Annotated in this window: 21 protein-coding genes; 9 read left to right on the top strand and 12 right to left on the bottom strand. The window is 34.4% G+C overall.

Going from position 1 to position 22,748, the window contains the following annotated elements; genetic code table 11:
- Positions 1–151: 151 nt before the first annotated feature.
- Positions 152–502: a hypothetical protein gene (locus tag BOW57_RS09480; RefSeq protein ID WP_129053911.1), complete on the bottom strand. Its 351-nt coding sequence runs from the start codon at positions 500–502 to the stop codon at positions 152–154.
- A gap of 419 nt (positions 503–921) precedes the next feature.
- Between BOW57_RS09480 and BOW57_RS09475 the strand changes: the two genes are divergently transcribed.
- Positions 922–1,671, top strand: coding sequence for a 4-hydroxy-tetrahydrodipicolinate reductase (locus tag BOW57_RS09475; protein WP_129053910.1), 750 nt, complete (start codon positions 922–924; stop codon positions 1,669–1,671).
- A 218-nt stretch (positions 1,672–1,889) separates the two neighbouring features.
- On the opposite strand, the gene BOW57_RS09470 is transcribed toward BOW57_RS09475, so the two are convergent.
- The 4 genes from BOW57_RS09470 to BOW57_RS09455 all read right to left on the bottom strand — a co-directional run bounded on the left by BOW57_RS09470 (position 1,890) and on the right by BOW57_RS09455 (position 7,413).
- Entirely contained in the window at positions 1,890–2,636 is a 747-nt protein-coding gene (locus BOW57_RS09470; RefSeq protein WP_089055545.1) for a succinate dehydrogenase/fumarate reductase iron-sulfur subunit, read from the bottom strand.
- 86 nt (positions 2,637–2,722) lie between these two features.
- Positions 2,723–4,633: a fumarate reductase/succinate dehydrogenase flavoprotein subunit gene (locus tag BOW57_RS09465; RefSeq protein ID WP_129053909.1), complete on the bottom strand. Its 1,911-nt coding sequence runs from the start codon at positions 4,631–4,633 to the stop codon at positions 2,723–2,725.
- Between the two features lie 247 nt (positions 4,634–4,880).
- Positions 4,881–5,981 carry a hypothetical protein gene (locus tag BOW57_RS09460; RefSeq protein ID WP_129053908.1) on the bottom strand — a complete coding sequence of 367 codons (1,101 nt, stop codon included), beginning with the start codon at positions 5,979–5,981 and terminating at the stop codon, positions 4,881–4,883.
- Positions 5,982–6,132: 151 nt separating this feature from the next.
- Complete coding sequence (locus BOW57_RS09455) at positions 6,133–7,413, bottom strand: acetyl-CoA C-acetyltransferase (protein WP_129053907.1); 1,281 nt, start codon at positions 7,411–7,413, stop codon at positions 6,133–6,135.
- 271 nt (positions 7,414–7,684) lie between these two features.
- On the opposite strand from BOW57_RS09455, the gene BOW57_RS09450 reads away from it, so the two are divergent.
- Positions 7,685–10,045 (top strand): TonB-dependent receptor, encoded by a 2,361-nt coding sequence (locus tag BOW57_RS09450; RefSeq protein ID WP_241687423.1) that lies wholly within the window; start codon positions 7,685–7,687, stop codon positions 10,043–10,045.
- Between the two features lie 367 nt (positions 10,046–10,412).
- On the opposite strand, the gene BOW57_RS09445 is transcribed toward BOW57_RS09450, so the two are convergent.
- Positions 10,413–11,435: an LLM class flavin-dependent oxidoreductase gene (locus tag BOW57_RS09445; protein WP_129053932.1), complete on the bottom strand. Its 1,023-nt coding sequence runs from the start codon at positions 11,433–11,435 to the stop codon at positions 10,413–10,415.
- A 163-nt stretch (positions 11,436–11,598) separates the two neighbouring features.
- Between BOW57_RS09445 and BOW57_RS09440 the strand changes: the two genes are divergently transcribed.
- The 3 genes from BOW57_RS09440 to BOW57_RS09430 all read left to right on the top strand — a co-directional run bounded on the left by BOW57_RS09440 (position 11,599) and on the right by BOW57_RS09430 (position 14,265).
- Positions 11,599–11,991 carry a hypothetical protein gene (locus BOW57_RS09440; protein WP_129053905.1) on the top strand — a complete coding sequence of 131 codons (393 nt, stop codon included), beginning with the start codon at positions 11,599–11,601 and terminating at the stop codon, positions 11,989–11,991.
- Positions 11,992–12,052: 61 nt separating this feature from the next.
- Entirely contained in the window at positions 12,053–13,468 is a 1,416-nt protein-coding gene (locus BOW57_RS09435) for a PLP-dependent aminotransferase family protein (protein WP_089055539.1), read from the top strand.
- An 11-nt stretch (positions 13,469–13,479) separates the two neighbouring features.
- Complete coding sequence (locus BOW57_RS09430; RefSeq protein ID WP_129053904.1) at positions 13,480–14,265, top strand: PhzF family phenazine biosynthesis protein; 786 nt, start codon at positions 13,480–13,482, stop codon at positions 14,263–14,265.
- 110 nt (positions 14,266–14,375) lie between these two features.
- Here the strand turns inward: BOW57_RS09430 and BOW57_RS09425 are convergent, their stop codons facing one another.
- The 4 genes from BOW57_RS09425 to BOW57_RS09410 form a co-directional block, all read right to left on the bottom strand.
- Entirely contained in the window at positions 14,376–14,783 is a 408-nt protein-coding gene (locus BOW57_RS09425) for a DUF1634 domain-containing protein (RefSeq protein ID WP_129053903.1), read from the bottom strand.
- Positions 14,770–15,606: a sulfite exporter TauE/SafE family protein gene (locus BOW57_RS09420; RefSeq protein WP_089055537.1), complete on the bottom strand. Its 837-nt coding sequence runs from the start codon at positions 15,604–15,606 to the stop codon at positions 14,770–14,772. Before BOW57_RS09420 ends, BOW57_RS09425 begins: the two co-directional genes overlap by 14 nt.
- A gap of 179 nt (positions 15,607–15,785) precedes the next feature.
- Positions 15,786–16,220: a DoxX family membrane protein gene (locus BOW57_RS09415; RefSeq protein WP_089055536.1), complete on the bottom strand. Its 435-nt coding sequence runs from the start codon at positions 16,218–16,220 to the stop codon at positions 15,786–15,788.
- Positions 16,221–16,231: 11 nt separating this feature from the next.
- Complete coding sequence (locus tag BOW57_RS09410) at positions 16,232–16,786, bottom strand: GNAT family N-acetyltransferase (RefSeq protein WP_129053902.1); 555 nt, start codon at positions 16,784–16,786, stop codon at positions 16,232–16,234.
- A 200-nt stretch (positions 16,787–16,986) separates the two neighbouring features.
- Between BOW57_RS09410 and BOW57_RS09405 the strand changes: the two genes are divergently transcribed.
- Both BOW57_RS09405 and BOW57_RS09400 read left to right on the top strand, forming a co-directional pair.
- On the top strand, positions 16,987–18,000 hold the full coding sequence (locus BOW57_RS09405; protein ID WP_129053901.1) for a zinc-binding alcohol dehydrogenase family protein: 1,014 nt from the start codon (positions 16,987–16,989) through the stop codon (positions 17,998–18,000).
- Between the two features lie 159 nt (positions 18,001–18,159).
- Complete coding sequence (locus BOW57_RS09400; RefSeq protein WP_129053900.1) at positions 18,160–19,383, top strand: PQQ-dependent sugar dehydrogenase; 1,224 nt, start codon at positions 18,160–18,162, stop codon at positions 19,381–19,383.
- A 98-nt stretch (positions 19,384–19,481) separates the two neighbouring features.
- Here the strand turns inward: BOW57_RS09400 and BOW57_RS09395 are convergent, their stop codons facing one another.
- On the bottom strand, positions 19,482–19,964 hold the full coding sequence (locus BOW57_RS09395) for a hypothetical protein (protein ID WP_129053899.1): 483 nt from the start codon (positions 19,962–19,964) through the stop codon (positions 19,482–19,484).
- 305 nt (positions 19,965–20,269) lie between these two features.
- Here BOW57_RS09395 and BOW57_RS09390 point away from each other — a divergent pair, with 305 nt between their 5' ends.
- Entirely contained in the window at positions 20,270–21,325 is a 1,056-nt protein-coding gene (locus tag BOW57_RS09390) for an NAD(P)-dependent alcohol dehydrogenase (RefSeq protein WP_129053898.1), read from the top strand.
- Positions 21,326–21,412: 87 nt separating this feature from the next.
- Here BOW57_RS09390 and BOW57_RS09385 read toward each other — a convergent pair whose 3' ends face one another.
- On the bottom strand, positions 21,413–21,979 hold the full coding sequence (locus BOW57_RS09385; RefSeq protein ID WP_089055530.1) for a helix-turn-helix domain-containing protein: 567 nt from the start codon (positions 21,977–21,979) through the stop codon (positions 21,413–21,415).
- A gap of 110 nt (positions 21,980–22,089) precedes the next feature.
- Here BOW57_RS09385 and BOW57_RS09380 point away from each other — a divergent pair, with 110 nt between their 5' ends.
- A complete protein-coding gene (locus BOW57_RS09380; RefSeq protein WP_129053897.1) occupies positions 22,090–22,743 on the top strand; it encodes an HAD hydrolase-like protein in 654 nt (217 codons plus the stop codon).
- Positions 22,744–22,748: the final 5 nt, after the last annotated feature.

Below are 22,748 nucleotides of genomic sequence, written 5' to 3'. Positions count from 1 at the left end.
TTGTTTACGAAAATTGATTATTCAGGCGTTTGAACTGATTTTAGAACAAAACAGCTCAAATAATAACATAATAATAAAACGCGATTTTGCTTATTTACAGTGAAATAGGCATGAGGCAATTTTAAAATTGTGACGAATAAGATTTTGTAAACTAAAGTAATGCGGGCGGTGCACGAAGGGCAAAAAGACTGCCTTTGAAAAATGTAGAAACAGTTTGAGAATAAACAAACTGATAAGATATTTCAGAAATTACTTTATGAAAAGATGGGATCTGAAAACTATTTGGAATAAATGTGCTAAACGCAAAATGACAAATAGAACAACTTGAGTCTACAGAATGACTGTGTGTTATCTCATTTTGACCAGCAGTATATTTGTGATCGCAGTGTTTCTCAGATAATTGTTTAAAAACGTGTTCGTAGGAGTGAATAGTCTGAAACAGCATTGTAAACAATACAGTTAAAGATATTATGAAATTGACAACTACGACTTTCTTTTTCATTTAGTGGTATTTCTGTACGCTATTTGTTAGTATCATTAGTAAAAACAAGTAACGCAACAGTGTTGCAAATATAGTATCTTATTTGTTTTAATAAAAGATTATGAGAATTATTTCAACTATTCTGCTTTATTTGGCAGGTTTGATTTAGTTGTTTTGGTTTGAAATTTATGTTTTTTGGTGTTTTTTTGAATTAGTATTACTATTTTTTGCTTCAAAAACATACGCTTATTATTCCTGTTAAAAGCATTAAGAAATGTTATATAATGCAGTTTTTGTTAGTCAGCCTGTTATATAATCCCTATTTTTACCTTACTAGGACATTTTTTAAGATTCATAAAATGCATTTTTTATGATTTACTTTTCATCTTAAATAGGTCAATTTCTGTTAACGAGTTTCATACTCAATAAAAAAAATACATATGAAAATAGGATTAATCGGATTCGGAAAAACTGGAAAATCAGTAGCTTCAATACTATTAGAAAATAAAGGATTCTCTTTGGAATGGGTTTTAAGACAAAGTAAAGTTTTAGAACACAGATCAGTTCCGGAGTTTTTAGGAATTGAATCAGAAGAACCTGGATTAATCTATTCTAGTTCTAATACTGGTGTTGAAGAACTGTTAGAAAAACATCCGGTAGATGTTATTATTGATTTTTCGTCAAGTGAGGGAATTTATACTTATGGAGAGTTTGCTGCTGATCGAAAAGTTAAGATCATTTCGGCTATATCACATTATAAAGATAAAGAATTAAAACTGCTAAAAAAATTAGCCGATAAAACCACTGTTTTTTGGTCGCCAAATATCACTTTAGGGGTAAATTATTTATTATTTGCGGCCAAATTTTTAAAGAAAATTGCACCTTGGGTTGATATTGAAGTTAATGAAGAGCATTTTAAGAAAAAAGAAGGAACATCAGGAACTGCGGTAAAAATCGCAGAAGCCTTGGATATTGAAAAAGAAAATATAAATTCAGTTAGAGCAGGAGGAATAGTGGGAAAACACGAAGTTATTTTTGGATTCCCTTTCCAAACCGTGCGGTTAATTCATGAATCTATTTCAAGGGAAGCCTTTGGAAATGGAGTGGTTTTTGTAGCTGAGAACTTAAAAGACAAGAAAAAAGGGCTTTATAATTTTGAAGATATTTTGACGCCTTATTTTGCGGTATAATAGTTTTGTTACTGCAAAGGAAATAAGACACTAAGTTTTGTATTAAAATATTGATTAAGCAGATTATTTGTCATTTCGACTGAAAGGAGAAATCGCACACGTGAGTCGACAAAGATTGGCGATCGTTGTTAGGGAATTCCTAGTGCGATTTCTCCTTTCAGTCGAAATGACATATTTTTTTATCTATAATAGGGAGTTTGAAAAAGATTATACCAAAACTATTTCCTCAAAAGTACAGCCTTGCTATATTCATAATTCATTTTTGCGATAGAAAGCACCGAAATTCCTTGCGGGCATTCGATTTCGCAGGCTCTTGTATCAGAACAGTTTCCAAAACCTTCAGCGTCCATTTCTTTCACCATATTTAATACTCTTTTTGAAGCTTCTATTTTTCCTTGAGGAAGCAAAGCCAAATGAGTTATTTTAGCTCCGACAAATAAAGCAGCACTTGCATTTACACAAGTAGCAACACAGGCACCGCAGCCAATACAGGCGGCTGCATCAAACGAAGCTTCGGCAGTTTCGTAGGATATTGGAATACTATTGGCTTCAGGCGCTTGACCAGTTGAGGCTCCAATAAATCCGCCAGAAGTTATAATAGCATCAAAAGCACTTCGGTCGATTTTTAAATCTCGGAGCACCGGAAAAGCTTTTGCTCTAAAAGGTTCAATATAAATAGTTTCGCCATCTTTAAAGCTTCGCATATGAAGCTGGCAGGTTGTCGTATTTTTTAAAGGCCCGTGTGCACGCCCGTTAATCATAACACCGCACTGTCCGCAGATGCCTTCTCTGCAGTCGTGATCAAATTCGATAACACGTTCTTTTTTCTGAATAAGCGATTCGTTCAAAAGATCAAGCATTTCTAGAAAAGACATATGCTCAGAAACGCCGTCTATTTCATAATCTACGATTTCTCCTTTTGAGGAAGTATCAAACTGACGCCATATTTTTAAAAATAGTTTCATATGCTTTTAGTTTGTGGTTTATGGTTTGTGGTTTTTGCATGCAACATTCTTTTTTCAGTTGCATTTCCCATTTTACAATTCATCATTTATTTATAACTTCTTACTGCAAGCTCTACAGATTCAAACACAAGAGGTTCTTTATGCAGTTTCTGCGGATGTTCTTTTCCTTGATATTCCCAAGCCGAAACATAACAAAAATCATTGTCATTTCGAACTGCTTCACCTTCAGTAGTTTGATACTCTTCTCTAAAATGAGCTCCGCAGGATTCTTCTCTCTGTAAAGCATCGTAACACATTAATTCGGCCAATTCTAAATAATCAGCAATACGTCCTGCCTTTTCTAATTCGCTGTTAAGTGTATCGTCGCCTGTAATTAACAGGTCTTTTTCGAAGGAAGTTTTTAATTTTTTGATTTCTCTAATCGCTTCTTCAAGGTTTTCTTTGGTTCTAGAAAGTCCGCATTTTTCATAAAGAAGCTTTCCGATAGTTTTATGAAAATAATCTGCACTGAGAGTGCCTTTACTATTTAAAAAATGATCCAACTGTGTTCTCACTGCTTTTTCAGCCTCTTCAAAAGCGGGATGATTGTTATCAAATTTAGGAGCATTAAGTTCTCCCGATAGATAATTCGGAATAGTATATGGCGCTATAAAATAACCATCGACGCAGGCTTGCAGCAATGAATTGGCACCCAGTCTATTGGCGCCGTGATCAGAGAAATTAGCTTCACCTAAAGCAAATAATCCCGGAATCGTGGTCATTAATTCATAATCAACCCAAAGTCCGCCCATCGTAAAATGTGCTGCGGGAGAAATTAACATTGGTTCTTTATAAGCATTGATTCCGGTGATTTTTTCGTACATCGCAAAAAGATTACTGTATTTTGCTTCTATACTTTTTTTTCCCTGCGCTTTTATGGCATCAGAAAAATCGAGATAAATTGCATTTTTCATTGGACCAACGCCATGTCCGGCATCAATTCTTTCTTTTGCTGCACGTGACGAAATATCTCTTGGAGCTAAATTTCCAAAAGAGGGATAGCGGCGTTCTAAATAATAATCTCTTTCTTCTTCGGGAATTGTATTTGGATTTCGATCATCTTTAGCCGTTTTAGGAACCCAGATGCGCCCGTCGTTACGCAACGATTCTGACATTAACGTAAGTTTGGATTGATTGGCACCATGCTGAGGCAGAGAAGTAGGGTGAAACTGAATCCAGCTTACACCTGCCATATAAGCCCCTTTTTTATGCGCTCTCCAAATGGCAGAACTGTTGCAGCCCATTGCCAATGTCGAAAGATAATATACTTTTCCGTAACCTCCCGAAGCTAAAACTACAGCATCTGCACTGTGACGCTCTAATGCTCCTGTTTCAAGATTTCGAGCAATAATTCCTTTTGCTTTTCCGTCAATAATAACCAAGTCCAGCATTTCATGACGTGTGTATGTGGTTACTTTTCCTGTAGAAACTTGTCTCATTAAGGCTTGATAGGCACCCAATAAAAGCTGCTGCCCCGTTTGCCCGCGGGCATAAAAGGTTCTTGAAACTTGAACACCACCAAAAGATCTGTTGTTTAAATACCCTGCATATTCTCGTGCAAATGGCACGCCTTGTGCAACTGCATGATCTATTAATGCTGCAGAACATTCGGCTAAGCGATAAACATTTGCTTCGCGAGATCTAAAATCTCCGCCTTTGATAGTATCGTAGAACATTCTAAAAACGCTGTCGCCATCATTTTTGTAGTTTTTGGCAGCATTTACACCGCCTTGAGCAGCTACAGAATGTGCTCGTCTTGCGGAATCCTGAAAACAAAACGATTTAATATTATAGCCTTGTTCTGCTAATGAGGCAGCGCAGGAAGCACCCGCAAGTCCAGTACCTACGACAATAATATTTAGTTTTTTTCGATTTGCAGGATTTACAAGCTTGGCTTTGGCTTTATAAGTACTCCATTTTTCGGGAAGAGGCCCGTGTGGTATTTTTGATTCCATCATTCTTTTACGGTTTAAAATAAATTCATGCAAAAGCTTAAACAAGAAACTCAATTATAAGAAAGTCTAATTTACTATAAAAATTTGATTTTTTGTAAATAAAAAACTATTTAAATTCAGTAAAAATGTTCGGTAAAATTTCACTTTATTTTATCTTACCAATTGATATTCAGATGTGAAATATTATAAAAACAAAACACAGCTCTTTAATTAAGCTGTGTTTTTGTTTGAAGTGGAATAGATAAGATTATTATTTGATAAGGTTTTCTACGTCTGGAATTTTCTCCAATGCTTTTGTATTTTCTTCTAGAAGCTTTGTGGCGGCTTCATTTATTTTGGCTGCCGGAATTGCTTTCCATTTCTCCAGGTCTTTTTCGTAGTCATTTTGAAATAATAGTCTGGATAAATCTCTTATAACACAAAAAGCTGCGATAGAATGACCATTTTCACTGTCATAATTGCCATTATTGATAAAGAATTGCAATCTTTTATACAATCCATCGGGAGAATAAAGAGATAATTCAGTCAATTTTGCTCTGTATTCTAAATCAGCAGAACCAACTCCTTTTAATTTTGGAAACAATTTATAATCAGCAAAATGTCTTCCTTCGTGTCCAATGTAGCTAATTTTAAAGGTTTCAGATTTTAAATCATAAGCTTTCTTTACACAAAACAAAGCTTCCTTTGTTGCCCATCCTGCAGGATAATAACGGCCTAAAGTAGCATATTCGCTCCAGCCCAAAGTAACAAAATCATCCATGAAATAGATTTTGACATCCGTTTCTTTTCCGTCATAATTGAGGTTGTAAACAGTATCTTTTTCCGTTTTCCAAACTAATAAATCGTACAAACCTCCCGTTTTACCAAATCCTGTGGTGTGATAACCTAAACTTGAAATGTATTTTTTTTGATACACATTGATACTATCTTCATTAAAGGTTAGTTTTTCTGAAGAAGGAAATTTTGTTTTAAGAAAATTGAAAACATTTTTCATAATCAGCGTGTCATTTTTCTTTTCCTTATCTAAAAAAGACATTCTCCAGTAATCTCTGTATATTTTTAGTAATTGATCGATTTTTGATTTTCGGGTTTCAAGGAAATCGCTTTTGTCATTTTTAAATTTAAATCGGTTTTCAAAATCGGTTTTAAACTTTAAGTCTTTTTTTGATATTTTTTTGTTGGGGTCGATTTCTAATAAAGATAAAGCCTGTTTAGGATTTCCATCTAATGCGAGTGAATAAATCTTAGTATAATCGAGCTTTAAACTATCGTTTTGTACAGTCTGAGAATTTACTTTGGAAAAAGAAACAAAAGTAAAGACGAGTAATGTAACAAGTTTTAATGTTTTCATAATAAAAAGGTTAAGTAATATTAGTTTTGATTTAATAATAGCTTTTTATCTATAGAGACCTTTTTTTTAATTATGTTACAGTTTTAATTGTTTTTATAGGTAAACCGATTAGATTTTTTGTGTAATTGTTTGATTGTCAGTTTGTAAAATGTTATTTTTCAATTATCATCGTAACGCCTTGTCCTCCTGCAGCGCAAATTGAAATTAATCCGCGTCCAGAGCCTTTTTCATTTAACAATTTTGCCATAACACCAATTATTCTTCCACCCGTTGCAGCAAAAGGATGCGCTGCTGCCAAACTGCTTCCTTTTATATTTAATTTTTCGCGGTCGATTGCTCCAAGTGTTTTCTTTAAACCAATTTCGGTACTTAATTCAGGGCTTTCCCAAATTTTTAAGGTTGCTAAAACTTGAGCAGCAAAGGCTTCGTGAATTTCATAATAATCAAAATCTTGTAAGTTCAAATTTGCCTTTTCGAGCATTCTGCTTACTGCAAAAAGAGGTGCTAATAAAAGGTTTTGCTGATTTTTTACATATTCAATTGCGGCAACTTCGGCAAATGTAATATAGGCTAGAATAGGTAGACCTTGCTCTTTTGCCCATTCTTCACTGGCAAGAAGAATACAGGAAGAACCGTCGGTAAGAGGAGTTGAGTTTCCAGCGGTTAGCGTTCCGTTTACTTTATCGAATGCCGGTTTTAATTTTGCAAGTTTTTCAAGGGAACTGTCTTTTCTCAGATTATTATCTTTTTCAAGTCCGTTAAAAGGCGTAATCATATCATCAAAAAAACCTTCGTCATACGCTTTTGCCATATTTAAATGACTTTTAAGAGCGAATTGATCTTGTTCTTCTCTAGATATTTTATAGTATTTTGCTGTGATTTCAGTATGTCCGCCCATCGAAAGTCCCGTTTGGGATTCTTCATTTTTAGGTACTAATGGTGATAAATCCTTTGGACGAATTTTTAGAAATGCTTTTAATTTTCCTCCTAATGATTTTGCATTTCGGGCTTCTAATAAAATCTTTCGCAAATTTTCGCTTATTGCCATTGGTATATCACTTATAGAATCGACTCCGCCGGCAATTCCTGATTCTATTTGACCAAGTGCAATCTTATTAGCAATATAAATTGCGCTTTCAATTCCAGTGTCGCAGGCTTGTTGTAAATCACAGGCAGGAGTTGCAGGGTCTAGAGAAGTTTTCATTACACATTCCCGAATCAGATTATTATCATAAGTATGTTTTATTACTGCTCCGCCTGCGACTTCTCCAAGTAATTTTCCGTTTAGATGGTATTTATCAATAAGCCCGTTTAAGGAAGCAACCATCATATCTTGGTTTCCAACATTAGAATAAGCAGTATTTGCTCTTGCAAACGGAATTCGATTATAACCTACAATGGCAACTTTTCTGGGTGTTGTGGAATTGTTCATATCTAGAATTTTATTTCAATGAGATAAATTTTAAGACTAAAGATAAGCAGAGTTAATTGATATTTTGATTGCAGCGAAAAAAAATGCCATTTAGACGTTGATAATCTAAGATATTTTTTTTAACTAATTTTATTTAGAATAATTAAAAATAACTTGCGTAGAAAAATATTAGCAATTACTTTTGCCAAATAAAACTTAAAATTTTACTAAAATGATTATAAATACGATTAAGAAATTTTGCTTTTTGATGCTTTTCTTGAGTTCATTAAACATGATAAGTCAGAACTTGGGGAAGGTAAGCGGTAAAGTTTCGCTAAGCGGAAAACAACCTGCAGAAGGTATTTCTGTGGTTCTAAAAGGAACAAAATATACTTCGGTTACAAATGATAAGGGATTGTACGAGATTAAAAATGTTAAGCCGGGTTCTTATATTTTAAGTGTTCGAGCAGTTGGGATTCATGCAGTAGAAAATGAGATTGAGATTTATGCAAATCAGATTACAACTAAGAATTTTTCACTTTCAGAGAGCCAAGAAGATCTTGAGGAAGTTGTAATTACAAAAAACAAATACAAGCAGGACAAACCGTCTTTGTCATTACGTCTTCAAACGCCGGTTTTAGAGATTCCGCAGAACATTCAAATTGTAAGCGCACAAACCTTAAAAGATCAGCAGATTGTGAGTATGAGCGACGGAGTAATTCGTAATGTGAGTGGTGCTGTACGTATAGAGCATTGGGGCGATATGTATACTAATATTTCGATGCGCGGTTCGCAAATTCAGGCTTTTCGTAATGGCTTTAATGTAGTTTCTTCTTTTTGGGGACCATTGACAGAAGATATGAGTTTTGTAGATCATATTGAGTTTGTAAAAGGACCTGCAGGATTTATGCTTTCAAGCGGTGATCCAAGCGGACTTTATAATGTGGTGACTAAAAAGCCAACTGGAATAACAAAAGGTGAAGCGACTGTAATGGCTGGAAGCTATGATTTTTACAGAGCGAGTATTGACCTTGACGGGAAATTGGATAAAAAAGGGAAACTTTTATATCGTTTTAATGGTGCTGCACAGAAAAAAGGTTCACATCGTCCTTTCGAACATAATGATCGTTACGTAATTGCGCCGGTTATTTCATACCAAATTGATGATAAAACAAAAATTACTGCCGAGTATAATTTTCAATATGCAAATATGACTGAAGTTGGTTCTTTTTATGTATTTGGACCTGAATCTGATGGATATGCAACATTGCCAGTTGGTTTTACAATGACACAGCCTGGATTACCAGATACTAATATTCAAGATCACAGCGGTTATTTGATGTTTGAACATAAATTTGATGATAAATGGAAACTTACTGCGCAAACTTCATATTTTAAATACATTCAGCAAGGATATAGTTCTTGGCCGGGAGTAGTTGGACCAGGTAATGTAGATAGAAATTTTGATGGTGTTTCTGAAGGAACTCTTGCAAAAGGAGAGATTATTAGAAATGTTGGTATTTGGGATGCTGAAAGTAATATGTATTTAGGGCAGATATTTGTTAACGGAAAATTCAATACGGGTTCTGTATCGCATAAAGTATTAGGAGGAGTTGATTTAGGAAACAAAGATTATATGGCAGATTGGGGACAATCGCATGATCTTGATACTGTTGACAAGCCTTTTAATGTTTATAATCCAGATTACGGAACGCCTTCTAATGGTTTTCCAGAGTTTGATCATAAAACACCTTTAAGCCAAAGAGCAGGCGGACTTATGAGTTCTAAATATGCTGCTGGTTATATTCAAGATGAACTTGGTTTTTTTGAAAATAAATTAAGATTAACGCTTGCCGCAAGATATACTTGGCTGAGTCAATCAAGCTGGGGATCTACGCAAGAAGACAGCCATATTACACCTCGTGTAGGACTTAGTTATTCTATTACTGAGAATTTAGCAGTTTATGGTTTATATGATCAGGCTTTTACGCCGCAATCGGGTGTTATTAAAAGCGGAGAAAGTGTAAAACCGCTTACAGGAAATAATGTTGAATTTGGTATTAAGAAAGACTGGTTTGATGGTTCTTGGAGTACAACATTGGCTGCATACAGTATTTTAAAGAAAAACGAATTAACATCAGATCCTGCAAATACGCCAGGGCAGCAGTTTAGTCTTGTTTTAGGCGAAAAAAGAGCACAAGGTGTTGAGTTAGATTTGAGAGGAAAAATCTTTGACGGTCTTAATTTAATTGCAAATTATGCTTTTACAGAATCTGTTGTATTAGAGTCTAATGTTTCAACTATTAAAGAAGGTTCTATTGTTCCGGGTTATGCAAAACATACGGCAAATGCTTGGTTAAACTACAGTATTCAAAACGGAACATTTAAAGGTCTTGGAGCGTCTATAGGAGGAACTTACCTTGCGGGACGTTTAACTGATACTTGGAGTGTAGGACTTGAAAAGCTCCCTAACTATTTTAAACTTGATGGAGGTTTATCTTATGATACTAGAAAGTTTAAAGTTACGGCAAACGTATTTAATATCTTAAACAAATACCTTTACAGTGGTTCGTACTATTCTTATCTATCAGCTTATTACTGGCAGACAGAACAGCCAATTAATGTGAGAGTTGGTGTAACGTATAAATTTTAAGTAAAACCTTAGAATTGTTATAAATGAAAAAAGCATCCGTCAGTTTTGGCGGATGCTTTTTTTTGGTTTATGGTTGTTTATTGTTACGGAAGTTAAACGGTTTTGATAATGCGAGATATAAAATAAAAAATCCTTTTAAGCTGTGATTCAGAGGACGCTGCGATAAAATAACTTTAGCCACGGATTAAGAGGTTTTTTAAATCTATATCAAAATAGCTTTCACGCAGATTTAAAGAGATTTAAGCAGATCTCCTCAGACTTCACTATTTTTAGGATCAAAAATAAATCTGCTTAATCTGCCAAATCTGCGTGAAAACAATCCTTTTACTCTTTTTATCCCGATAACTACCGGGATCGCAAAAAAAAACTATCCTTTATGTATTAAAGGAATTAGTTTTGTACCAATAAGTTCTATCGCATTCATTAACTGAGAATGTGTTAATCCGGCATTATCCATTTGAAAAGTAAATCTGGAAATTCCACCAAGCGCCTCGCTGTGACGCAGGATTTTTTCGGCAGCTCTTTCAGGACTTCCTACGATTAAAACGCCGAGATCATCTATTAATCCATCAAACTTGTCTTTTGTTACTGGAGGCCAGCCGCGTTCTCTTCCTAATTTTGTCCAAAGTTCTGAATAGCCGGGATAATATTCTTCAATTGCTTTTTGAGTTGTATTCGAAACATAACCGGGAGAGTGTAAACCTACTTTTAGTTCATGTGGTTTAAAACCTGCCGCTTTTCCAGCTTCGCGATACAAGTCTATTAACGGACGAAAACGATGCGTTTGTCCTCCAATTACAGCAGCCATCAAAGGCAATCCTAAGCTTCCTGCTCTGACAAATGATTCTGGAGTTCCGCCAACGCCCAGCCAAACAGGAAGTTTTTCCTGTAATGCTCTAGGATAAATTGGCAGATTATTTATTGCCGGACGAAATTTTCCGCTCCAGTTTATAAATTCATTATCTCTAATTTGTAAAAGCAAGTCAAGTTTTTCCTGAAAAAGAGCATCATAATCGTTAAGATTGTATCCAAAAAGGGGATAAGCTTCAATCGAAGATCCTCGGCCTACAACAATTTCAGCTCTTCCTTTAGAAATTAAATCAAGTGTCGCAAAACTTTGATACACACGCACAGGATCAGCAGCACTCAAAACAGAAACTGCACTTGCTAGTCTGATGTTTTTTGTTCTCGCCGCAGCCGCACTTAAAATAACAGCTGTAGCCGAGTCAAGAAACTCTTTTTTATGATGTTCTCCAATTCCGAAAACGTCCAATCCAACCTGATCTGCAAATTCAATTCTTTGCAGCAGTTGTTCCATTGCATCAACACTGCTTAAAGTGTTGTTGTCGCCATACATTGCCGAAGCAAAACTGTCAATTCCTATTTCTATCATAATAGTAAAGATATTAAAATTATTTTTTTCTCTTCTCAAAAAAAAGCGATTTTAAGATTGTTGATATTACTCAACTGTACCTGTAAAATAATTGTTTTTTGTATCTGTATCTAATCTGTTCAGCCCGCTAATTTTGCTTTGAAACTAAATAACTAGAGAAATGAAAACCACTCATACAGCCAAAATTCAGTTTAATGAAGTTAATGTATCGTCATTAAAAGCTGTTGTTAATATGTACCAAAATAAAAGTGCTTTAAATAGTAATTCTAAAGATAAATCATTGTACTTAATCAATAATTTGGGGATTCCTTTAAGTATTGCTTCTTTTGAAAATCGAATTATTGGTTATGCTTTTGTTACCATTAATAATGCAGAAGAGCCTGAAATTAATTCGTATTGGGAGAAAGAATTTTACAGCATTGAAGCAGAACAAAGTTTGAAGTTTCATGCAGAAACAATTTTTAATTCAACATTTAAAGATGCTGAAAAGCGTTCGGTTAAAATTCAAAATGCAGCCGAGAAATTATCCAATTGGTTAAGCGTTTGTAATTAATTTTAAACGGTTACAGATTTAATTTTTATATTTTTACAGGATACAGATTAAGAGGTAAAAGATGGCAAAAGAAGTTTTATATCTAAAAATTGCAAATATAATTGAAGAGCAGATATTCTCTGAAACTTTAAAAATTGGAGATAAACTTCCATCAATTCGTGCTTTACAAAAGTTATACGATGTAAGTTTAAATACGATAAAACAGGCATTTTTAGAATTAGAAAGTAAATCGCTGATAGAATCTCGGCCAAAATCTGGATTTTACATTAGTAAAACATCAAACAGAAAGCTCGCAATACCTTCAATGAATAAGCTTAAACTGTCTGAAAAGCAAGTCGCTCCAGAAGATTTGATTACAAAGGTTTTTGATACGCTGAAGGATAAAAGTATCAGCCGATTTTCATTAGGAGTTCCAGATGAAAGTCTGCTTCCAATTGCAAAGCTGAACAAAGGACTTTTGAAAGCAGCACGCAATTGGGCTGAAAGCGGTACAAGTTATGAGCCCGTTCAAGGAAATGCAAACTTGAGACGAAATGTAGCAAAATGGTCATTTATATTAGATGGAAAATTAGCTGAAGATGATTTTGTAATTACTTCTGGCGCCATGAATGCTATCTATAATTGTTTAATGGCTGTTGCCAAAAGAGGCGATACCATTGCGATTGAAAGTCCTGTTTATTTTGGAATTATTCAAGTTGCCCAAACTTTAGGACTTAATATTATTGAATTGCCGACTCATCCTGTTACTGGTATCGATTTAGAAGCGTTGAAAAAAGTAATTCATAAAATTGATGTCTGTTGTTTTGTGACCAATTTCAGTAATCCGCTTGGAAGTTTGATGCCGGATGAAAGTAAAATCGAATTGGTAAAAATGCTCACACATCATAATATTCCTCTTATAGAAGACGATTTGTATGGGAATCTTTTCTTTGGAAGATCAAGACCAAAACCGTGTAAATATTATGATGAAGCTGGTATAGTAATGTGGTGCGGTTCTGTTTCTAAAACTTTGGCTCCGGGATATAGAGTAGGATGGGTTGTTCCGGGTAAATTTAAGGATCAGATAATCAGAGAAAAGTTAGTACAGACTATTTGTCAGCCTTCATTGTATCAAGAAGTAGTTGCTGATTTTTTAGAGCATGGAAGATACGATCATCATTTAAGAAATTTTAGAAACACATTATATACTAATTCGCTTCATTTTCAGCGAACTATTGAGGATCATTTTCCAGAAAATACAAAGATTTCACAACCGCAGGGAGGTTCGTTCCTTTGGCTTGAATTAGACAAAAGTATTGATACAGCAGTACTTTTTGATACCGCTGTAAAACAAAAAATAGGATTTGCACCGGGCAGAATTTTTACACAGCACGATCAATACAACAATTGTATGAGGCTTAATTTTGCTGTAGAATGGAATGAAAAAACCGAATTTGACTTAAAGCGATTAGGTCAGTTAATAAAAAATACGATTTAAAATTTATAGTTATGAAACTTACGATATATCAAGTTGATGCTTTTACAGATTGTGTTTTTAAAGGTAATCCTGCAGCAGTCTGTCCATTGAAAGAATGGCTTCCTGATGATTTGCTTTTAAAAATTGCTTTAGAGAATAATTTGTCTGAAACGGCATTTTATGTGTCCAAAGAAAATAAATATGAAATAAGATGGTTTACTCCAACAGTTGAGGTAGATTTATGCGGGCACGCTACTTTAGCAACAGCTTTTGTACTTTTTACTCAAGAAGGTTTTAATAAAGATGTAATTGAATTTTATTCTCCAAGAAGCGGTAATTTATCTGTAGCCGTTGAAGAATCTAATTTTGTTTTAGATTTTCCTGTGGATATCCCTCAAGAAGTAATATTGTCAGATGAATTCAAATCTTTAACAGACAAAACACCAATTACTGTATACAAAGGCAGAACAGATTATATGCTGCTTTTTGAAAAACAAGAAGATATTCAAAAACTAAAACCCAATTTACCGCTTATAAAAAAAATAGAAGCAAGAGGAATTATTGTAACAGCGCCAGGTCTTGAGCATGATTTTGTCTCTCGTTTTTTTGCACCTGCAGTTGGTGTAAACGAAGATCCTGTTTGTGGATCTGCGCATACAACACTTACTCCTTTTTGGGCAGAAAAATTAAATAAGAAACAGTTAAGTGCTTTTCAGCTTTCAGAGCGAACAGGCAGTATAAAATGTACTTTATTAAATGAGAGAGTAAAATTATCTGGTCAGGCTGTACTGTATTTGAAAGGTGAAATTTATGTTTAGTTTTTGTCTAAGGAATAGTATTTAACACATAGAAAAATAGAATAAAGCTTATATTAATATGCTGAAAAACACTTTTTCTATCTGTTTGATATATAATTTGAAGGATTAAATTAATGCGAGAATCCAAAAGAAATACTAGTTATAATAATCAAAATTACAATTAGAGTAATCACGACATATAAATAATCTTTTTCAAGGAAGAATGAAAATAAAGAGAATATAACCCTTAGAACTGGTGTTAAGAAGAGCAAAATGATTCCAAAATAGATTAAATATTCCCCATTACCTTGAAGTACTCCCTGATAAACAGTTGAAATTACTTCAAAGATATTGCGGTCATTTTCTTTAAAAACGGAATAATTTTCAATGTCACTTCCATGATGCATTAAATAAACGATACCTCCAATAAAAGCTACTGATAGAGAAATCCAAACGCCGTAACGCAGTAAATTACCAATAATGGTTTGAAAATCTTTTTCTCCAAATTTTTCGTGCTGCATAACTTTAGATTTTTCCATTAAGTCCATTATATATCATATTAATTGCGAGAACAAAGATCAAGCACGCAAAAAAGATTCGTAGTTTTTTAGGGTTTGTTCTAACCAAAATTTTAGCACCCGCCATAGCGCCAAACAATACACCAATAACAACCGGCATACATATTCCGGGTTCGATATATCCTTTTTGAATATAAATTACTGAACTTGCCATCGCTGTAACGCCCATCATAAAATTACTTGTTGTAGTCGAAACCTTAAACGGAATGCGCATAATATTATCCATTGCAATTACTTTGAAAGCACCAGAACCTATTCCGAGTAAACCAGACATCATTCCGGCAAGTCCCATCATGCTGAAACCTCCAATAACATTTTTTGTTCCGTAATGAACAACTTCTCCGTTATGAGTAGGATAAGTTCCTTCTAGTTTTAGTTTTTTAGCCAAAGGACTTGATTCTAAAACAATATGTTCTTCTTTTTTTCTAAGAGAATTTATTGCCGAAAAAATCAATGTAAGTCCAAATAAAACAGCAATGAAAGAAGTAGGAGCAATTGCCGAAAGTAAAGCGCCTCCAACAGCACCAATAGTGGTTGCGATTTCAAGAAAAATCCCAAGACGCATATTTGTAATTCCTTCTTTTACATAAGCCGCCGCAGAGCCGGAAGAAGTTGCAATTACCGAAACTAAAGCTGCTCCAATTGCATAATGTATATCAACACCAAGTATAATAGTCAATAAAGGAATAATAATTATACCACCGCCCAATCCTGACAACGAACCAATGAAACCAGCCATAAAAGCGCCAAGAAGCATAATCAGGGTAAATGTAAGTACTGTCATTAAGATATGTTTTGTTTGTGGCTAATTTACGAATACATATCAGTTCCTGAAAAAATAAGGGGCTTAAAAATGGCTTAAAAAGGTTTTTAGTTTATGGTTGGTGGTTTATAGTTTGTAGTTCATGAGCATAAAAAAAGAGTTTGCTATGCAAACTCTTTTTTATTTATAAGCATTGGCAATCAAATCCTATTATCAACCGCAAAAGTGGTCTTAGCAATTGTTGAAAGCAGTAAAGCCGCAGCTGCACTGGTAAAAACAGAATAATCAAATGGTGCTTTTATTGAAACAGAACCAGCCATTGCGAGCGCAAAAAGAAGCATTAAAACAGCGGTGCCAAAAGCTGCAATTCTAGTTTTAAACCCGCTGAGTAATAATACGGCAAGCAGAATTTCAAAAAATGTCGCTGCTGCGCCTAGTATTTCTGCGGTAGATTTACTGGCCCACGTGTTAAGAGACTGTGTATAGATAACAAAATTTTCCCAGTTTCCCCACGCAACTGCGTTAGATCCTGGTGCGCCCCAAAGTCCAAATCGATCTGCTACTGCCGAAAGCATTGTAATTCCTAAAACTATTCTTAATACTAATCCTGCATCTGCTGTCGATACGTTTCTCATCTATTTTTATTTTAGTTAATTTGAAGATGTTCCAAATTCTTTTTTACCAAAGTTTTATGTCCAACGGGTTTAAAACCAAGTTTTAAATATAACTTTTTGGCATTTGGATTATCTTCTTCTACAAGTAAACCTAAAGTCTCTTTATTTTTATGAACGTATTTATCAATTAAAAATTGCAGAATTGCAGAACCAATTCCTTTTCCCTGATGTTTCGGATTTATGCCTAAAGAGTCAATGTAATACTCTCCAGCCTGCGTTTCATCTTCTGGATTAAAATCGGGATTGTAATTACTTCTCACATATTCGATTATCGGATTGCGCAATTTTTGCAAATCGGCACCATCATAAAGATTAACTGCACCGATAATTTCATTGTCAGCTTCGGCTACATAACAATTTTGATAGGAATACTGATTGTTTTCTGTTTCGACAAAATGCTGCAGAAAGTCAAGTGCGCTGTTATAATCGTCTTTGCAGATAAATTTATAAATAATGTCTTCCATTGCAAGTAACAAAATTGGCGCAATGTATTTAGAATCGGAGATAACAGCTTTTCTGATAATCATAATAGAGTATTTTACTTTTTACAAATTTACAATTATAATATTCAGAGCGTATGATGAATTTATATTTACAATGCTGAATTTGTACCATTATAGGATTAAAATATACCATATTTAAACTTTAATCTCCTTGTATCTTTGTTAGAGTAAACTAGTTGAGGTAAGTACTAAAAACAGATATAACGAAATAAAAAAGTATAAAAATGAAAGCAATAGGATTTAAAACATCATTGGCTATAGGGGAAAAAGACAGTTTTATTGAATTTGAAACGTCAAAACCAGTTCCTGCTGCCCATGATTTATTAGTAAAAATAGATGCCATTTCAGTAAATCCGGTAGATTTTAAAGTTCGCCAGAGCAGTGCTAAAGATACCGTTTTAGAAAATCCGAAGATTATTGGCTGGGATGCTGTTGGAATTGTAGAAGCTGTTGGCGAAAATGTTTCACTGTTTAAAAAAGGAGACGAGGTTTATTATGCGGGCGATATTACAAAACAAGGAAGCAATGCCGAATATCAAATTATTGATGAACGAATTACCGGCAGAAAGCCAAAATCGTTAAGTATCGAAGAAGCTGCTGTTATACCGTTGACAGGCTTAACAGCTTGGGAAATTTTGTTTGATCGAATCCGAATAAATCCGGAGAAAGATAAAGGAAAATCAATTTTAATAATCGGAGGTGCCGGAGGAGTTGGGTCGATTGCAATTCAACTTGCTAAAAAAATCGCTGGTTTAACTGTAATTGCAACAGCTTCACGTCCAGAAACGATAGATTGGTGCAAAAAGCAAGGAGCAGACTTTGTTGTTGATCATAAAAACTTAATTGCATCTGTTAGAGAAGCTGGTTTTGAAAATGTAGATTTTATTTTAGACTTTGTCGATACAAACTTGTACTGGGATTTAATGGTTGAATTGATAAAACCTCAAGGACATATTGCTTCAATTACTGGAAGCAGTGATCCTGTGGCGTTGAATAAATTGAAAAGCAAAAGTGTATCCTTTTCTTGGGAGTTAATGTATACACGTTCGATGTTTCAAACAGAAGATATGATCGAACAGCACAACATTTTAAATAAAATAGCCGATTTGTTAGATGAAGGTGTTTTGAAAACGACTTTAAATGAAACATTAATAGGTCTTACAGCAGATAATCTAAAAAAGGCGCACCAGCTTTTAGAGTCAGGAAAAACAATTGGGAAAATTGCAATAAAACTCTAAGTTTTTCTTTAAAAGAATTCAAAAGTCCAATTCAACTCGATTGGACTTTTTTTTTGTAAATTGGTGAAATTCTATAAGTTAAAATAAAAATCCTATAAAATTTAATATTCTTAATTTTAGATATTTGTTTGTATTAACCCAAATTAACTAATAACTGCTATGAAAAAAATTAAATACATTTTTGTTCTTTCAACTGCTTTTTTGATGTTCAGCTGTTCAAGTAATGATAAAGCAAAGAATGAGGGAGGAACAAAAACGGATCCTGTAGAAAAAGAAAAGCCAAATTCTAATTATAAACCTGCATTTGCGGGGCAAACCCGAGTAAATGGCGTGACTACCAATACAGCGTTTCAGGCTGTTGTTCTTACATCAGAATTAACAAATCCGTGGGGAGTAAAAAGTCTGCCAGACGGACGTCTTTTGGTTACTCAAAAAATAGGAACAATGCGTATTGTTACTCCTGCAGGAGTTGTAAGCGCTCCTATTACTGGTCTGCCAGCAGTAAATGCTTCAGGACAAGGTGGTTTATTAGGGTTGTGTTTGGATCCTGATTTTACTTCAAACCGAATGATTTACTGGGTTTTCTCCGAAGCGGTTTCGGGCGGGAATGTATCTTCGGTGGCAAAGGGAAAATTATCCAATGATGAGAAAACGATCGAAAATGCTACAGTAATTTATCGTTCAAGTCCAGCAAACGCTAGTAATTTGCATTATGGAGGACGAATTCTTTTTGATCAAACTGGAAACCTTATTGTGAGCACAGGAGAACGTTCCGTTTTAGAAACCAGACCTTTGGCGCAATCTTTAACAGCTAGCTTAGGAAAAGTGATCAGAATCACCAAAGACGGAAAAGCAGCAACTGGAAATCCAACTTTTGCGGGAGCAGGAGCATTGCCTGAATTGTTTACTTACGGACATAGAAATCCACAGGGATTGGCTGTACATCCAATTACAAAAGAAATTTGGTTGAGCGAACACGGACCGCGAGGAGGTGATGAAATTAATCGCCTTCAGGCTGGATTAAATTATGGCTGGCCGATAATTACATACGGAATTGAGTATAGCGGAGAACCAATTGGTACAGGAATTCAACAAAAAGAAGGAATGGAACAGCCCGTTTATTATTGGGATCCCGTTGTATCGCCAAGCGGAATTACTTTTTATGCCGGAAATCGTATACCAGAATGGGAAAACAATTTGTTTGTTGGCTGTTTAAGCGGTATGCACATCGTTCGCCTTGTTATTAAAGACAATAAAGTTGCAGGAGAAGAAAGACTTCTTGCCAGCGAAAATCAGCGTTTTAGAGATATTACGCAAGGCAGTGATGGTGCGTTGTATGCTGTAACAGATCAAGGAAGGCTTTATAAAATTGATAAAAAGTAACACTTACAATTTGGATAAATAAGTTATAATGGCGCGATAAAGCGCCATTATTTATTTTGAGAATGTTTGTTTGTGTTTTGGTTAGTTTTTTACAGTGTTTATACAGTAAAAAAGGCTTTTGTAACAATAAGCATAATTAGAGTAAGAAAGTAAAGAGCTGTTGCAGCGGCAGCAAAAATGATATGGGCAAAAAACAGCTGAATATAGTACTCTCTAAATCCAATGGAGGGATGATAATGAGTGATTTTAAAAATAAACATCCAGCTGATTATACCAATTATACCACTGATAACTCCAAGTATAAGAGCACTAAGTGCTGAAACTGCTAAAATATCCTCTGTCCAAATGATATGATAGGCACCTACAAATAGAAAGCCAATTACAAAATGAAGAAACCATCCCAAATTATTTTTAGACTCAGTCGTGATATTAATGTTCATTTGGACTAATACTGAGTTTAGAAGTACGGGGTCTCGGTATAATTTTCTGTAATTTTTAGACATAAAGTAACTGAACCACGTCATTGCTGATGTCGCAGCTCCCGAAATTAAAACCAGTTGTATGAAAATGTATAAATCCATAATCTTCGGTTTATAGTTCAAAAAATGCTCTTTTCAAAGTTAAAACGATAATTGCTGGAAAGCTTATATCATTGAACTTTGTAATTATATAATTATCAGTATAAAATCGATGCTTGCTGAAGTTTTTTTGTTTTTAAAGCATTGATTTTTAGTTGTTAAGTTGTTTTTTGGTTATGAAAAAACAATTCAATTAGTTACCTTTATAAGGTTTAGAATTGTTTGAATTTCATAAGTAAATGTTTCTTTTCTGTTATTTTTAAAGAGAGAGGGTTTTTAATTTTACACTATAATTTAATATATAAAGTATGAACACAATTAACGCAAAAGCATTTGGAACCATTGCAGCCGATGCATCATTAGAAGAAATGACAATCGCGCGCAGAGAAGTTTTGGCAAAAGACATCGAAATAGAAATTTTGTATTGTGGTGTCTGTCATTCAGATTTACATACTGCAAGAAACGATTGGGGAGGAACACAATATCCAGCTGTTCCCGGTCATGAAATTGTGGGAAGAGTAACTAAGGTAGGAAGCGAAGTAACGAAACTTAAAGTCGGCGATTTAGCAGGAGTAGGGTGTTTGGTCGATTCGTGCCATACTTGTGATAGTTGTAAAAATGACCTTGAGCAGTATTGCCTAAATGGTTTTACAGGAACTTACAATGGACGAGATGTTCATTTAGGCGGACATACTTATGGTGGTTATTCTCAAAAAGTAGTTGTTGATGAACATTTTGTTTTAAAAGTGCCTGCAAACTTAAATTTAGCGGCTGTTGCACCATTACTTTGTGCAGGAATTACAACTTGGTCACCATTAAAACACTGGAATGTTGGCAAAGGAAGCAAAGTCGCGGTAGTTGGTTTGGGCGGACTTGGACATATGGCTATTAAACTGGCAAAAGGTCTTGGTGCCGAAGTTACCTTGTTTTCAAGAACTCCAGATAAAGAAAAAGACGCTTTAGAACTCGGTGCAGATGCTGTAGTAATTTCAACAGATAATAATCAGATGAATGCAGTAAGCGGAAAATTTGATTTAATTATTGATACCGTTCCATATGTGCATGATGTAAATCCTTATGTTGCTACGTTAAGTATCAGCGGAACTTTGGTTCTAGTGGGTTATTTAGGAGGTTTAGAACCTATTTTAAATACGGTGCCAATGATTTTAGGCAGAAAATCTGTTGCAGGTTCTGTAATTGGCGGTATTGCCGAAACACAAGAGATGTTAGATTTTTGTGGAAAACACAATATCGTTTCGGAAATTGAAATTATTAAAATGCAGGAAATTAACGAAGCTTACGAAAGAATGCTGAAAAGCGATGTAAGATATCGTTTTGTAATTGATATGGCTTCTTTGAAGTAATAGTTTAAGATTTTAGAAAAAAGAAAATCCCAAGTATCAATAAGATGATACTTGGGATTTTTTATTGTCGGCTAAAAAAGTAATTTTTTAATTATCGAAAAAATATACGATTAGCATTTTTACAGGCTTTTTGCTTTTGTTGATCGGCACGTGTTTCAATCTTCCATCAAAAAACAGCGAATCACCTTCTTTTAAAGTGTAGGTTTCATTTGCTATCAAATAATCAACTTCGCCGGATATAATGTATTTATATTCAAAAGCATCAGTACTTACCTGATCTCTGTAACTATTAGGTTCAAGAGTTAAGAAAACAATATCAATAGTAGAATTTTTTATGGTGCGGGTTAAAAAACGCTCGTACGAAAACCCATTTGATCCTTCCTTTTGAAACAGGTCGTATTCGTCTTTTCTTTTTATAAGCACCATTTCATCTTCCTGAGTCATATCCTTAAAGAATTCGCTCAAGTTAATCTGCAGAGCAGAAACGACGCTGAGTAAAACTGTTAATGAAGGAATGCTTCTTCCGTTCTCAATCTGAGAAATCATGCCTTTGCTTACGTCACTTAAATCTGCAAGTTCCTGTACAGTAAATCCTTTTTCGATTCGGTATTGTTTTATTCTCTTACTGATTTCAAGTAAAATAGCTCCTTCCATGTTTAGTATTTGTATACAAAAGTTTATTTATAATAAACATTACTTCATAATTTGTTTACATATAGTAAACATTTGTATAGTAATATTGCACTGTAAAAATAGACAAAAATATGGAATTAATTGTATTTGATATGGCTGGCACAACAGTCCATGATGAAAATAAAGTTGGCTTAACATTGCAAACCGTTTTAAAGGAATTTGGTTATGATTTTTCTCTTGATCAGATTAATGTAGTAATGGGTTATGAAAAACCAGTAGCGATTTCGATTTTATTGGAAGAGAAAAGACCTGAGTTAATAAATAAAATCCATCAAGTTTTTGTAGCAAAAATGATTGCTTTTTATGAGAAGAGCAATGATGTAAAAGCAACTTCAAATGCTCATGAAACGATTCAGTACTTAAGAAAAAATGGGATAAAAGTAGCTTTCGATACAGGATTTTCTCGTCCGATTGCCGATGCTATTTTCGAAAAACTAAACTGGAAACAAGGTGTTGATTTCGATTTCAGTATTACATCTGATGAGGTTGAGCACGGACGTCCTTATCCAGATATGATTTTTAGAGCTATGGAGCACTTTAATATCGCAGATGCTTCATTAGTTGGAAAAGTCGGTGATACAATGTCAGACTTACAACAAGGTGAAAATGCAAAATGCGGATTAGTAGTTGGTGTAACCACTGGAGCATACAGCCGAGAAGAATTAGAGCATCACTTCCACCATTATATTATTGACGATTTATCAGAATTAAAAAACAAACTTTAATTAAT

The sequence above is a fragment of the Flavobacterium sp. YO64 genome (genome assembly GCF_004119505.1).
Taxonomy (GTDB): Bacteria; Bacteroidota; Bacteroidia; order Flavobacteriales; family Flavobacteriaceae; genus Flavobacterium; species Flavobacterium oncorhynchi.
This window is presented reverse-complemented; position numbering and strand designations above follow the sequence as displayed.